General features: G+C 72.0%; 12 protein-coding genes. 5 read left to right on the top strand and 7 right to left on the bottom strand.

Annotated elements, in window-relative coordinates:
- The 6 genes from sepX to galU all read right to left on the bottom strand — a co-directional run.
- Positions 1-638 (bottom strand): divisome protein SepX/GlpR (gene sepX, locus GTW67_RS15015; RefSeq protein ID WP_346010660.1); only part of this gene is annotated, 638 nt, incomplete at its 3' end.
- Positions 639-806: 168 nt separating this feature from the next.
- Complete coding sequence (locus GTW67_RS15010) at positions 807-1,469, bottom strand: GNAT family N-acetyltransferase (protein ID WP_161165320.1); 663 nt, start codon at positions 1,467-1,469, stop codon at positions 807-809.
- Positions 1,466-1,996, bottom strand: a complete 531-nt coding sequence (locus GTW67_RS15005; protein ID WP_161165315.1) for a MogA/MoaB family molybdenum cofactor biosynthesis protein — start codon at positions 1,994-1,996, stop codon at positions 1,466-1,468. Before GTW67_RS15005 ends, GTW67_RS15010 begins: the two co-directional genes overlap by 4 nt.
- Positions 1,993-2,505: a cyclic pyranopterin monophosphate synthase MoaC gene (gene moaC, locus GTW67_RS15000; RefSeq protein ID WP_161165314.1), complete on the bottom strand. Its 513-nt coding sequence runs from the start codon at positions 2,503-2,505 to the stop codon at positions 1,993-1,995. Before moaC ends, GTW67_RS15005 begins: the two co-directional genes overlap by 4 nt.
- A gap of 85 nt (positions 2,506-2,590) precedes the next feature.
- Positions 2,591-3,940 carry a molybdotransferase-like divisome protein Glp gene (glp, locus tag GTW67_RS14995; protein ID WP_524539782.1) on the bottom strand — a complete coding sequence of 450 codons (1,350 nt, stop codon included), beginning with the start codon at positions 3,938-3,940 and terminating at the stop codon, positions 2,591-2,593.
- Positions 3,941-3,945: 5 nt separating this feature from the next.
- Positions 3,946-4,848 (bottom strand): UTP--glucose-1-phosphate uridylyltransferase GalU, encoded by a 903-nt coding sequence (gene galU, locus GTW67_RS14990; RefSeq protein ID WP_161165313.1) that lies wholly within the window; start codon positions 4,846-4,848, stop codon positions 3,946-3,948.
- 152 nt (positions 4,849-5,000) lie between these two features.
- Here galU and GTW67_RS14985 point away from each other — a divergent pair, with 152 nt between their 5' ends.
- Complete coding sequence (locus tag GTW67_RS14985) at positions 5,001-5,555, top strand: 5-formyltetrahydrofolate cyclo-ligase (protein WP_237518862.1); 555 nt, start codon at positions 5,001-5,003, stop codon at positions 5,553-5,555.
- Between the two features lie 76 nt (positions 5,556-5,631).
- Here GTW67_RS14985 and GTW67_RS14980 read toward each other — a convergent pair whose 3' ends face one another.
- Positions 5,632-8,409, bottom strand: coding sequence for a penicillin acylase family protein (locus GTW67_RS14980; RefSeq protein ID WP_161165312.1), 2,778 nt, complete (start codon positions 8,407-8,409; stop codon positions 5,632-5,634).
- Between the two features lie 218 nt (positions 8,410-8,627).
- On the opposite strand from GTW67_RS14980, the gene GTW67_RS14975 reads away from it, so the two are divergent.
- The 4 genes from GTW67_RS14975 to GTW67_RS14960 all read left to right on the top strand — a co-directional run bounded on the left by GTW67_RS14975 (position 8,628) and on the right by GTW67_RS14960 (position 13,108).
- Positions 8,628-10,226, top strand: a complete 1,599-nt coding sequence (locus GTW67_RS14975; RefSeq protein ID WP_237518860.1) for a potassium/proton antiporter — start codon at positions 8,628-8,630, stop codon at positions 10,224-10,226.
- A gap of 246 nt (positions 10,227-10,472) precedes the next feature.
- Positions 10,473-11,783 (top strand): MFS transporter, encoded by a 1,311-nt coding sequence (locus GTW67_RS14970; protein ID WP_346010659.1) that lies wholly within the window; start codon positions 10,473-10,475, stop codon positions 11,781-11,783.
- 67 nt (positions 11,784-11,850) lie between these two features.
- Complete coding sequence (locus GTW67_RS38355; RefSeq protein ID WP_161165311.1) at positions 11,851-12,171, top strand: FmdB family zinc ribbon protein; 321 nt, start codon at positions 11,851-11,853, stop codon at positions 12,169-12,171.
- Between the two features lie 94 nt (positions 12,172-12,265).
- Positions 12,266-13,108 carry an S-methyl-5'-thioadenosine phosphorylase gene (locus GTW67_RS14960; RefSeq protein WP_161165310.1) on the top strand — a complete coding sequence of 281 codons (843 nt, stop codon included), beginning with the start codon at positions 12,266-12,268 and terminating at the stop codon, positions 13,106-13,108.
- Positions 13,109-13,439 lie beyond the last annotated feature (331 nt).

The following is a 13,439-nucleotide window of genomic DNA, read 5'->3' as shown; positions in this document are numbered from 1 at the left end:
AACCGGCGGCGTTCCTGGGACCGCAGGTGGGCGATGTAGGCGCTGAGCAGCACCGCGGGCACGCCGGGCGCCCACAGGAACGCCAGTCCGCCGACCGCGGCGACGACCGAGCCGAGCGTGAAGGCCAGGAAGAGCATCACGGTGGTGCGCCGGCGGCGGGCGAGCACCTTGGTGCGCCGGGCGCGGGCCGCCGCCGGGGAGCCGGGGGCGGGCCGGGGGGCGGGCACCCGCCTGCGGGCCGGCGCGGCACCGGACTCGGGGTTCTGCGCGGGTCTGGCGCGGTCGGCGCGTGCGTCCGTCTCGGCGCGGGCCGGTGCGGGACGTTCCTCGGTGTGCTGCGGGACTCGCTGGGTGTACCGGTGGGTCTTGGACACGGCGAAGGCCCGGACGTCCACCGATGCGGTGACGGCGTCCGGGGCGTCGGCGTCGGGCTCCGCCTCGTCGGCGGAGCGCGACCGAAGGTCCTTGGCGTACCGGCGCTCCATGCCCGCCCGTCCGGACAGCAGCCGGATGGCGGTGCTGAAGCGTTCCGTCGGACGGGCTTCGTTCAGCTCGTCCTGCCTACGGAGCCACATCGGCACCAAGTAGGCGGCCCAGGCCCCGACGATGACTGCGTAGATGAGGCCGCTGCTGCTCACATCTCACACGGTAGAGGGGTTTGCGTGGGGCCATCCGCCAATTGGGCCGGTGTGTCGCACGATCCGGCTGATATTTCGAACTTTTTTTGCGACCGATGCGACCAGCTGACTGTCAGGCTCGCGAATTACCCGCTCCCGCGTGGTCGCGACCCGATCATTTTCGAACGTTTATTCAATTCCGGTGCTCGGCCGGGCCGGATTCCCCGGGTTCCGTGAACTGCGGTCCCGTGACCGGTGCCAGCGCCGCAGCAGCCCCTCCGGCACTTCTTCCGCGGTGAGCGCGAAGACGAGATGGTCGCGCCATCCGCCGTCGATGTGGAGATAACGGGGCCGGAGGCCCTCCTCGCGGAATCCGAGTTTCTCGACGACCCGGCGGCTGGGCCCGTTCTCCGGGCGAATACAGACCTCGACGCGGTGCAGGCCGACGGTGCGGAAACAGTGGTCCACGGCCATCGCGACGGCCGTGGGCATCACCCCGCGCCCGGCCACCGCCTCGTCCACCCAGTAGCCGACGTGGCCGGAGCACATCGAGCCCCAGGTGATCCCGGCGACCGTCAGCTGCCCGACGAGGCGCCCCTGGTACTCGATGACGAAGGGCAGCATCCGGCCCGCGTTCGCCTCGGACCTCAGGTGGCGCACCATCTGCCGGTACGTCGGCCGCTGCGCGAGCGGTCCGCCGGGTCCGGGCGGCGGGATGGTCGCCTCCCAGGGGCGCAGCCAGTCCCGGTTGCGCCGGTTGACCTCGCGCCACGCCCGCTGGTCGCGCAGCTTTATCGGCCTCAGGACGATGTCGCCGTTCGCCAGCTCGACGGGCCAGGCTGGGCTGTTCAGCTCGCACCCCCGCTGCTGCCGGACCCGGGGTGGTCACCGCCACGGAGCTGGTCCACGGCGTGCCTGAGCAGGGGCTCCAGGACCGCGAGGCCGTCCTTCACACCGCCGGTGGAACCCGGCAGGTTGACGATCAGCGTCCTGCCCGCCACCCCGGCCAGGCCCCGGGAGAGCGCCGCGGTGGGCACCTTGTCGCGGCCGTACGCGCGGATGGCCTCCGCGATGCCGGGGACCTCGTGGCCGATCACCGCGCGGGTCGCCTCGGGGGTGCGGTCGGTGGGCGAGATGCCGGTGCCGCCCGTGGTGACGATCACGTCGTAGCCCGCGTCGGCGCCCGCGCGCAGGGCCGCCTCGACGGGGTCGCCGTCGGGGACGACCTGCGGGCCGTCCACGGCGAAGCCGAAGCGACGCAGGCCCTCGGCGATCAGGGGGCCTCCCCGGTCCTCGTAGATCCCGGCGGCGGCGCGGTTGGACGCGGTGACCACCAGGGCGCGGTACGGCGCGCCGCCCGTCGGTGCGTCCGGTGTCATGACCGGCTCCAGTCGCCGGACTTGCCGCCCGTCTTCTCCTCCACGCGCACGTCCGTGATGACCGCTCCCTTGTCGACCGCCTTGACCATGTCGATCACGGTGAGCGCGGCGACGGTGACCGCGGTGAGCGCCTCCATCTCGACGCCCGTGCGATCCGTCGTCCGCACCGTGGCGGTGATCTCCACGGCGTCGTCCGCGACCGACAGGTCCAGTTTCACACCGGAGAGCGCCAGGGGGTGGCAGAGCGGGATCAGGTCGGGGGTGCGTTTGGCGCCCATGATGCCCGCGATCCGGGCGGTGGCCAGGGCGTCGCCCTTGGGTACCCCCTCGCCGCGCAGCAGCTCGACCACGCGGGGCGCGACCAGGACGCGTCCACTGGCGCGTGCGGTGCGCGCGGTGACGTCCTTGGCGGACACGTCGACCATCCGGGCGGCGCCCGCCTCGTCGATGTGCGTCAGCCGGTCCTGTGTGTCCCGGCCGTCGTGGGTGGGTCGGTCCTGCGTGCTCATGCTGTGTGGCGCTCCCGGTCCGGGCCCGGCGCGGTGCGGCGCGTGGGCCTGCTGTGCGCGACACGGTACCGCCAACCGGGCGGGGTCAGCGGAGCAGGACCACCTCGACCTCGGTGCCGGGCTCGACCGTCTCGACGTCCTCGGGGACCACGATCAGGGCGTCGGCGTGCGCGAGGGCGGCGACGAGATGGGATCCGGCGCCGCCGACCGGGGTGACCGATCCGTCGGCGCAGGTGCCGCGCAGGAACTGCCGGCGCCCCTTGGGCGAGCTCAGCGCCTTGTCGGCGGTGAGGGTCGCGGTGACGGTCGGGCGGTGCACGTCGGGCAGGCCCATCAGGGTGCGGATGGCGGGGCGGACGAACAGCTCGAAGGAGACGTACGACGACACCGGGTTGCCCGGCAGGGCGAGCAGCGGGGTGTGGTCGGGGCCGATGGAGCCGAAGCCCTGCGGCTTGCCGGGCTGCATGGCGAGCTTGCGGAACTCCACGCCGCTGCCCGGCTCGTCCTCGTCGGCGACGTGCGCCAGCGCCTCCTTGACCACGTCGTAGGCGCCGACGCTGACGCCGCCGGTGGTGACCATCAGGTCGGCGCGGACGAGTTGGTCCTCGATGGTGCTCCGCAGCGTCTCGGCGTCGTCGGCGACCGCGCCCACGCGGTAGGCGATGGCGCCGGCGTCGCGGGCGGCGGCGGTGAGGGCGAAGCTGTTGGAGTCGTAGATCTGGCCGTGGGCCAACGTCTCGTCGGGCTGGACGAGTTCGCTGCCGGTGGAGAGCACCACCACGCGCGGGCGGGGGTGGACCCGGACCCGGCCGCGGCCGATGGCGGCGAGCAGGGCGATCTGCGGCGGGCCGAGGACCGTGCCGGCCTCCAGGGCGCGGTCGCCGGACTTCACGTCGCTGCCGGCCGCGCGGACGTGGGCGCGTGCCTCGGCCGGCCGGTACACGTGGACCTGGCCCTCGGCGCCCTCGGGGGCGAGGCTGCGGGCGCGCATCCCGGTGACCGGGCCCTCGCCGAGGCCGCCGTCCGTCCACTCGACGGGGACGACGGTCTCGGCGCCGGGCGGCAGCGGGGCGCCGGTCATGATGCGGGCGGCCCGGCCGGGGCCCACGGTGGGCGGGTCGGCCTGGCCGGCGGCGACGTCGCCGACGACCTCCAGGACGGCGGGGAACTCCTCGCTCGCGCCGGCCACGTCGGCGACGCGCACCGCGTATCCGTCCATGGAGCTGTTGTCGAACGGCGGCAGCGAGACCGGCACCGTGATGTCGTCGACCAGGACGCACCCCTGGGCGTCGAGCAGGTTCAGCTCGATGGGTTCCAGGGGGCGGACGGTGGCGAGGATGTCGTCCAGGTGGTCCTGCACCGACCACAGCCGGTCCGGACCGAGGTCCGCTCCTGCGTGGTCGTGGCCGGTGTCACGGGGCTCGGCGCTGCTCAACGTCGTTACATCTCCTCGGCTACGTAACTGCGGAGCCAGGTCTGGAAGTCGGGGCCCAGGTCCTCACGTTCGCACGCGAGCCGGACGATGGCCCGCAGGTAGTCGCCGCGGTCGCCGGTGTCGTAGCGGCGGCCCTTGAAGACGACGCCGTGCACGGGGCCGCCGACCTTTTCGTCCTCCGCGAGCTGCTGGAGGGCGTCGGTGAGCTGGATCTCGCCGCCGCGGCCGGGCTCGGTCTTGCGCAGTATGTCGAAGATGTGCGGGTCGAGGACGTAGCGGCCGATGATGGCGTAGTTGGAGGGGGCGTCGGCCGGGTCGGGCTTCTCGACCAGTCCGCTCACCTTGACGACGTCGCCGTCCTCGGTGGCCTCGACGGCCGCGCAGCCGTAGAGGTGGATCTGCTCGGGCTCGACCTCCATGAGGGCGATGACGCTGCCGCCGTACTGCTCCTGCACGTCGATCATGCGCTGGAGCAGCGGGTCGCGCGGGTCGATCAGGTCGTCGCCGAGCAGGACCGCGAAGGGCTCGTCGCCGACGTGCGGCGCGGCGCACAGCACGGCGTGGCCGAGGCCCTTGGGGTCGCCCTGGCGGACGTAGTGCATCATCGCGAGGTCGCTGGACTCCTGGACCTTGGCCAGCCGGCTCGCGTCGCCCTTCTTCTGGAGGGCGGACTCCAGCTCGTAGTTGCGGTCGAAGTGGTCCTCCAGCGGGCGCTTGTTGCGGCCCGTGACCATGAGGACGTCGCCGAGACCCGCGGAGACGGCCTCTTCGACCACGTACTGGATCGCCGGCTTGTCGACGACCGGCAGCATCTCCTTGGGAGTGGCTTTGGTGGCCGGCAGGAACCGGGTACCAAGTCCGGCTGCGGGGATGACAGCCTTGCTGATCCTGGGGTGGGACTGAGTCATGCCCGCCACCATATCCGGTGACTTTGGGAGAATCCGCAACTCCGGATCACCCTTGCTCATATGAGCATACGAGAACGGTACAGGAGCCACTCTTGACGCTCGGCGGACATGCGGACGAGCCCGGCAAACGGGCCCTGCGGCGGGAGTTCCTCATGGTGAGGAACGGTTTGACGGCGGACGGGGTGCGCGAGGCGGCGGACGCGCTGGCGGAACGGGCGCTCGCGCTGCCCGAGGTCGCGCGGGCGGGCGTGGTGGCGGCGTACGTCTCCGTGGGCGCCGAACCGGGCACCCTCGCGCTCCTTGACGCGCTGCGCGCGCGGGGCGTGCGCGTGCTGCTGCCCGCGCTGCTGCCCGACAACGACCTGGACTGGGGCCTCTACGCCGGGGAGGACTCCCTCGCGCGCGTGCGGCACGGCGGACGCATGGCCCTGTACGAGCCGGGCGGCGAGCGCCTGGGCCCGGACGCGGTGACCGCCGCCGACGTCGTGCTGCTGCCGGGCCTGGCGGTCGACGGGCGGGGTATGCGACTGGGGCGCGGCGGCGGGTCGTACGACCGGGTCCTGGCCCGGCTGGAGCGGGCGGGCGCGCGGCCGGCGCTGCTGGTCCTGCTGTACGACCGGGAGGTCGTCGCGCACGTCCCCGAGGAGCCGCACGACCGGCCGGTGGACGCGGTGGTGACCCCGTCGGGGGTACGCAGGTTCCGCTGAGGCGGATGGCCCCGTGAGTGCGGGAACGGCCTCCACGCGTGCGCGTGGAGGCCGTTCTCGTGTTCCGTCGGCAGCCCTACGGCTTGAGCACCAGAGTGTCGCTCGTGCTGTCGTCGACCGCCTTCGCGGAGAACGACCACGGCAGCAGTTCACCGTCGGCCCACTTGTCCGTCTGGTCGGTGTAGTGGGCGCTGTAGGCGTGCCCGGAGGCTCCGGTGAGGTTGATCCACCGCGACTTGTCGAGGTCGCCGAGGTTGACCACCATCCGCATGGACGGCACCCAGATCACCCCGTAGCCGCCGGCCGCGTTCCAGCCGGTGGCGTTGACGGCCGCCTCGCCGCCGCTGAGCTTCCACGGGCCGCGGTTCAGCGCGTACTTCACAAAGCCGGGGCCCGCGGTGCCGAGGGTCTGGTTCTTCAGGAACAGGCGGTGCAGCCGGCCCCAGTTCCAGGTGTCGATGTCCTTGCCGAGCTTGGCGGTCAGCTCCCAGCGGGCGTCGACCATGGCGCGCTTGAACAGGTCGTCGCGGTTGTGGTCGGCGCCCTTGCGGGTGCCGTTCGCGGGGGTCGTCCACCAGTCGCTCTTCGGGTCTTCCATCAGCGTGCGGACGACCTCGAACCAGCGGTCGCCGCCGTCCGGCTGCGCCTGGCCCGCGTCGCGCTGGCCGCACTCGTAGACCTTGCCGACCTCGTCGGCGGGACCGGTGCTGTTGACCGGGTCGACCCACAGGCACTGGCCCTCGACGCGCAGCTCCTTGGGCAGCTTGTTGCCGAAGGCGAGCTTGAGGACGTTGCGCCAGACCGCGTTGAAGTAGGCGGCGGCGGCCGAGTCGGCGTCCTGGGTGTAGTCCCAGCCCTCCAGCAGCTTCTGCGCCTCGCGGACGTCCTTGTCGGCGACGTCGATCTTCAGCAGCTGGGGCACGAGCAGCTTGGCCATCTCGCTGCTGTTGTCCAGCTGCATCTGCCGCATGTCGTCCGTGGAGATCTTGCCGCCGTCCTTGATCTTCTGCTCGATCAGGGCGGTGATCCGCTGACTGCGGGTGCCGTAGCCCCAGTCCGTGGTCAGCGTGTACGGGTACTTGTCCTCGTCGATCACGGCCTGGTTGGCCGTAACGATGTAGCCGCGGTCCGGGTCGAACTCGTAGGGCAGCTCGTCCTGGTCGATGTACTTGCCGGTCCAGCGGTACTTCGAGTTCCAGCCCGGCGCCGGGACGGAGCCGTCGTGGCCCTTGGCGCGCACGGGGATCTTGCCGGGCAGCGTGTAGCCGATGTGGCCCTCGGTGTCGGCGTAGACCAGGTTCTGCGAGGGCACGTCGAACAGGGCCGCGGCGTCGCGGAAGGTGTCCCAGTCCTTGGCCCGGTCGATCGCGAAGACGGCGTCCATCGTGGTGCCCGCGTCCAGCGCCGTCCAGCGCAGGGAGACGCCGTAGCCGTCGGCGCGGTCGGGTGCCGCGGTGTCGACGGTGGCCTTCTTGCCGACCTTCACGAGCTCGTCGTCGCGGTCGGACAGGAGGGGGCCGTTGTTGGTCTCGCGGACGACGATCTTCTTCGGCTCGCCGCCGGCGACCTTGATGGTCTCCTCGCGGGTCTCGAAGGGCACGACCTTGCCGTCGTACTGGTAGCCCTCGCCGGTGATCTTCTCCAGGTACAGGTCGGTGACGTCGACGCCGGAGTTGGTCAGGCCCCAGGCGATGTTCTGGTTGTGGCCGATGACGACGCCGGGCATGCCCGCGAAGGTGTAGCCGCTGACGTCGTACTGGCACTTGGCGGAGACGGTGCGGCAGTGCAGGCCCATCTGGTACCAGACGGAGGGCAGCGACGGCGACAGGTGCGGGTCGTTGGCCAGCAGCGGCTTGCCGGTGATGGTGTGGTCGCCGGAGACGACCCAGGAGTTGGAGCCGATGCCGTTGCCGTTGACGCCGACGGCGGTGGGCAGGTCGTCCAGGACGTTCTGGAGGCCCGCGAGTTGGCTCTCCAGGGCGCTGCCACTGCCTGTGCCCGTGCCCGTCCCGGTGCCGGTGCCGGTGCCCGTCCCGGTGCCCGTGCCGTCCGTGGAGCCGTCGCCGCCGCCCTCGAACGTCTCGGTGAGCTCGTCGTACTGGCCCTCCTGGACGATGGCCTTGTTCCGGCTGTACGGGTACGCCGGGTACAGGTCGGCGATCTGCTTGGGGCCCAGGCGGCTGGTCATCAGGGCGCGGTCGACCTCGTCCTGCATGTTGCCGCGCAGGTCCCAGGCCATCGCCTTCAGCCAGGCGACGGAATCGACCGGGGTCCACTCCTGCGGCTCGTAGTCGTTGGTGAAGCCGAGGGCCGCGTACTCCAGCGAGATGTCCGCGCCGTCCTTGCCCTTCAGATAGGCGTTGACGCCCTTGGCGTACGCCTGGAGGTACTTCTTCGCGGCGGGCGACAGCTTCTGGTCGTACTCCTGCTTCGCCACCCGGTCCCAGCCCAGCGTGCGCAGGAACTCGTCGTTGTCGACCTGGCTCTTGCCGAACATCTCCGACAGGCGCCCGGACGTCATGTGGCGGCGCACGTCCATCTCGTAGAACCGGTCCTGCGCCTGCACGTAGCCCTGCGCCATGAACAGGTCCTCCTCGGAGGAGGCGTAGACCTGCGGGATCCCGTAGCCGTCGCGCTTGACGTCGACCGGGCCCGCCAGGCCCTCCAGCGTCAGGGAGCCCTTGGTCTGCGGGAAGGACGCGCGGACGGTGCTGATGGACCAGTACGCCCCGTAGGCGAGTCCGCCGATGATGGCCAGCACCAGCACGAGGACGAGAAGGCGTGCTTTGCGCCCCTTCTTCCTGCCGGACTTGCCGGGCTGCTGACCCGAAGAGGCGGTGTTGGTGGGGGGCATCGCTGTCCTTGCTGTCCTAACACGAGCGGCAGGGGCGGGCTGTGCTTTGTACTGAACGCTGGAGCAACTGTAGGCGCAGGGCCCACTCCCCCTTGACGCGGAGTCGGGTACCGGCGCGCACGGGCGTTCGATCTTGCCAAGTCGAGCGTCAAGAAATCGTCAAGAGTTAGGTAAGGTAACGAAGTAGTTGGCCGCGGACTCCCGCGGCTTCGTGTGCCATGTACGTGCGCTCACGCGCACTGTGTCCGCACACCCACCCGCGCACCGCCACGCGCGTGGGTGACGTGCGCCAGGGAAGGGAACGGCCGCTGACTGTCCACCACCTCAACCAGCTCCTGCTCGTCTGCTCGCTCGTCCTGCTCATCGCCGTCGCGGCGGTACGGATCTCCTCGCGCAGCGGGCTCCCCAGCCTGCTCGTCTACCTGGCCATCGGCATCGCCATGGGCCAGGACGGCATCGGCCACATCCAGTTCGACAGCGCCGAACTGGTGCAGGTCATCGGGTACGCGGCCCTCGTCGTGATCCTGGCCGAGGGTGGCCTGGGCACGAAGTGGAAGGAGATCAAACCGGTCCTGCCGTCCGCCACCGCGCTGGCGCTGGCCGGAGTCGCGGTCAGCGTCGGCGTGACCGCCGCGGGCGCGCACTACCTGACCGGGCTGGAGTGGCGGCAGGCGCTGATCGTCGGGGCGGTGGTGTCCTCCACGGACGCGGCGGCGGTCTTCTCGGTGCTGCGCAGGATCCCCCTGCCCTCACGCATAACGGGCACGCTGGAGGCCGAGTCGGGCTTCAACGACGCCCCCGTGGTCATCCTCGTCGTCGCCTTCTCCACCGCCGGACCGATCGAGCACTGGTACGTGCTGCTCGGCGAGATCGCCCTCGAACTGGCCATCGGCGTCGCCGTCGGCCTCGCCGTGGGCTGGCTGGGCTCGTGGGGACTGCGGCACGTGGCACTGCCCGCCTCCGGCCTGTACCCGATCGCCGTCATGGCCATCGCCGTCACCGCGTACGCGGCCGGCGCCCTGGTGCACGGCAGCGGCTTCCTCGCCGTCTACCTGGCCTCGATGGTGATGGGCAACGCCCGCCTGCCGCACTGGCCCGCCACCCGGGGCTTCGCCGACGGGCTCGGCTGGATCGCCCAGATCGGCATGTTCGTCCTGCTCGGCCTGCTGGTCACCCCGCACGAACTCGGCGACGACGTCATCCCCGCCCTGATCATCGGACTGGTGCTGACCATGGTGGCCCGGCCGCTCAGCGTCGTGCTGTGCCAGCTGCCCTTCCGGGTGCCCTGGCAGGAGCAGGCCCTGATGTCCTGGGCCGGGCTGCGCGGCGCCGTGCCCATCATCCTCGCGACGATCCCCATGGTGGAGGGCGTCGACGGCAGCCGCCGGATCTTCAACGTCGTCTTCGTGCTGGTCGTCGTCTACACCCTGATCCAGGGCCCGACCCTGCCCTGGCTGGCCCGCAAGCTGCGCCTCGGCAAGGGGGACGAGGCCGCCGACCTCGGCATCGAGTCGGCGCCCCTGGAGCGGCTGCGCGGACATCTGTTGTCCGTCACCATCCCCGAGGGCTCCCGGATGCACGGCGTCGAGGTCAACGAGCTGCGGCTGCCGGCCGGCTCCGCCGTCACGCTGGTCGTGCGGGACGGCACGTCGTTCGTGCCGCTCCCGACGACGGGACTGCGGCGCGGGGACGAACTCCTCGTGGTCGCCACCGACCCCGTCCGGGACGCGGCCGAGGCCCGGCTGCGCGCGGTCGGCCACGGCGGCAAGCTCGCCGGCTGGCTCGGCACCCAGGAGACCGGCACGAAGGGCAGGTGAGCGGGGCCCGGGTGCTCGCTTTCACAGGTGCCGCCCCGCTTGACCCCTGTACGATGAAGGCGGCACCTGATCGAACCAACTCTGCCTGACGCAGAGCTGGCGCGACCGTATGGCGGCCGGAACGCCCCGCTGAGCCGGGCTCCGGTATCTACCGCAGTCCGCGCAAGAGGACAGCTCTCGGCGCTCCCGCACGGCCAACAGCCGCGAGGCGGGACCGGCGCTACCAGGCGGCAGAAAGGCACGGCCGTGGCATCCACGGTCACCTCGTCGAAGACGTCGCCGGAGGAGCCGCGGCACACCGCGCCCTCCCGCCCCGGATACGGACAACTGCTGCGCACCCGCGGCGCCTGGACCTTCCTGCTTCCCGGCTTCGCGGCCCGCCAGCCGTTCGCCATGCTGACGATCTCCATCGTGCTGCTGGTGCAGCACACCACCGGCTCCTACGGCGTCGCCGGCGCCGCCGCCGCCGTCACGGGCGTCTCCATGGCCCTGTTCGCCCCCTACAGCGGCCGGCTCGCCGACCGCTACGGGCAGCGCGCCGTGCTGCTGCCCGGCGTGCTCGTGCACACCCTGTCCGGCCTGACCCTGACCGTCCTCGCCCTCTCGGACGCCCCCCTGTGGGCGCTGTTCGCGGCGGCCGTGCCCACCGGCGCCTCGGTGCCGCAGATCGGGCCCATGGTGCGCTCCCGCTGGGGCGTGAAGCTCGGCGGCTCCCCGCTGATGAGCACGGCGGCGGCCTTCGAGTCGGTCACGGACGAGCTGACCTTCGTCCTCGGCCCGCTGGTGGCGACCGCCCTGTGCACGGGCGTGGGCCCGGCCGCCGGCCTGGTCACCGAGTCCGCGCTGACCCTGGTGGGCGGTCTGCTGTTCGCCGCGCAGAAGGGCACCCAGCCGCGGGTCGGCGGCGCCGACGGCGGCCACGCGCGCGTGGAGCACGTTCCGGCGCTGCGCGTGCCCGGCGTGCGCGTGCTGGCCGTGATCTTCCTGGGCATCGGCTCGGTCTTCGGCGGCATGCAGGTCTCGCTGGCCGCGTTCACCGAGTCGATCGGCGAGCCCGGCATGAACGGCGTCCTGTACGGCGTCTTCGCCGCGGGCAACATGCTCTCCGGCCTGACCTGCGGCGCCATCGCCTGGAAGGTGGCCCCGCAGCGGCGCCTCCTCGTCGGCTACACCGCCCTCGCCCTGACCGCCTCCGGTCTGTGGGCCGCGCACTCCGTGCTCGTGCTGGCCGGCCTCGGCCTGCTTGTCGGCATGTGCATCGCACCCGCCCTGGTCACCGGCTACACGCTGGTCGACGACCTGGTCCCGGCGGGCGCCCGCACCGAGGCGTTCACCTGGCTCACCGGCGCCGTGGCGCTCGGCCAGGCGGCGGCCGTCACGGTCGCCGGACAGCTGGAGGACCGCCTGTGGGGCGGCGCCGGTTTCCTGGTCCCGATGGGCGGCACGGTGCTCGCGCTGGCGGTGCTGGTCGCGCTGCGTTCGCGGCTGGCGACCCCGGTGCGCGGCCGCACGGTCGCACGTGGCGTCGGTCACCGCGTGCCCGCCACAGTGGACTGAACCCCGGGAATACGTCACTATGGATCGTCGTTAGCACTCATCGAGTGAGAGTGCCAGGAGGAAGACAGTGCCGACGTACCAGTACCAGTGCACCGAGTGCGGCGAGGGCCTCGAGGCGGTGCAGAAGTTCACCGACGACGCCCTGACCGAGTGCCCGAACTGCCAGGGCCGCCTGAAGAAGGTGTTCTCGGCGGTCGGCATCGTCTTCAAGGGCTCCGGCTTCTACCGCAACGACAGCCGTGGCAGCTCGTCCAGCAGCTCGCCGGCGCCGTCCTCGAAGCCCGCCTCGACGTCGTCCTCGTCGTCGTCCTCGGACTCCGGTTCGTCGTCGGGCTCCGGCTCGTCGTCGAGCACCGGCAGCTCCTCGTCGAGCACCACCGCCGCATAGCACTCCTCACCGGGACCCTGCCGTCGCCCGACGGCAGGGTCTTCGGCGTTCCCGGAACCAGGGGGCGGCCAGGGCGGCGGCTAGGGTGCGGGGCATGGCGAACAAGGTGAATGCCGAGATCGGCGTGATCGGCGGCTCCGGTTTCTACTCGTTCCTCGACGACGTGACCGAGGTCCAGGTGGACACCCCGTACGGGCCGCCCAGCGACTCCCTCTTCCTCGGCGAGGTCGCCGGCCGGCGGGTCGCCTTCCTCCCCCGGCACGGGCGCGGCCACCATCTGCCGCCGCACCGCATCAACTACCGGGCCAACCTGTGGGCGCTGCGCTCGGCCGGCGTGCGCCAGGTCCTCGGCCCGTGCGCGGTGGGCGGCCTGCGCCCGGAGTACGGGCCGGGCACGCTGCTGGTGCCGGACCAGTTCGTGGACCGGACGCGCACCCGGCTCTCGACCTACTTCGACGGTCTGCCGACGCCCGACGGCTCGGTCCCCAACGTGGTGCACGTGTCGCTGGCCGACCCGTACTGCCCCGCCGGGCGGGCGGCCGCGCTGAAGGCGGCGCGGGGGCGGGACTGGGAGCCGGTGGACGGCGGCACGCTGGTCGTGGTCGAGGGGCCGCGCTTCGGGACCCGCGCGGAGTCGTCATGGCACCGGGCGCAGGGCTGGTCGGTGGTCGGCATGACCGGCCACCCGGAGGCGGCGCTCGCCCGTGAGCTGGAGCTCTGCTACACCTCGCTGACCCTCGTCACCGACCTCGACGCCGGGGCCGAGAGCGGCGAGGGCGTCTCGCACGAGGAGGTGCTGCGGGTGTTCGCGGCCAACGTGGACCGGCTGCGGGGCGTGCTGTTCGACGCGGTGGCGGCGCTGCCGGCGGCCGGGCAGCGGGACTGCCGGTGCGGTGAGGCGCTGGGCGGGATGGATCCGGGGATCGCGCTGCCCTGACGGGCCTGAGGAACGTGCGGCACGTGTGGAACGTGCGGAACGTGCGGAACGACCGGTTCGGGTGACGGGGTTTTCCACAACCGGTGGATCGTCCACGGGCTCCGGCGGGAGCCGGCGAGACGCGTCATCGTGGGTGCGCAAGCCGGTCCCGCGTCGCAGGTGGCCGGTCCCCTCGTCACAGGTGGTGGTCACCGTGTCCCGTTCCGCCGTTCCCTTTCCGCAGCCGCTCGGCGCCGACGCGCCGCCCACCTGCGAGGTGCCGCACTTCCCGCCCGTGCGGGTGCGCGGCGGACGCCATCAGCTGCACCGGCTCGTACGGCACCGGCGGCGT

Source organism: Streptomyces sp. SID5910 (genome assembly GCF_009862125.1).
Classification (GTDB): Bacteria; Actinomycetota; Actinomycetes; order Streptomycetales; family Streptomycetaceae; genus Streptomyces.
The sequence above is the reverse complement of the archived record's forward strand: the minus strand, read 5'-3'. Positions and strand labels throughout refer to the sequence as shown.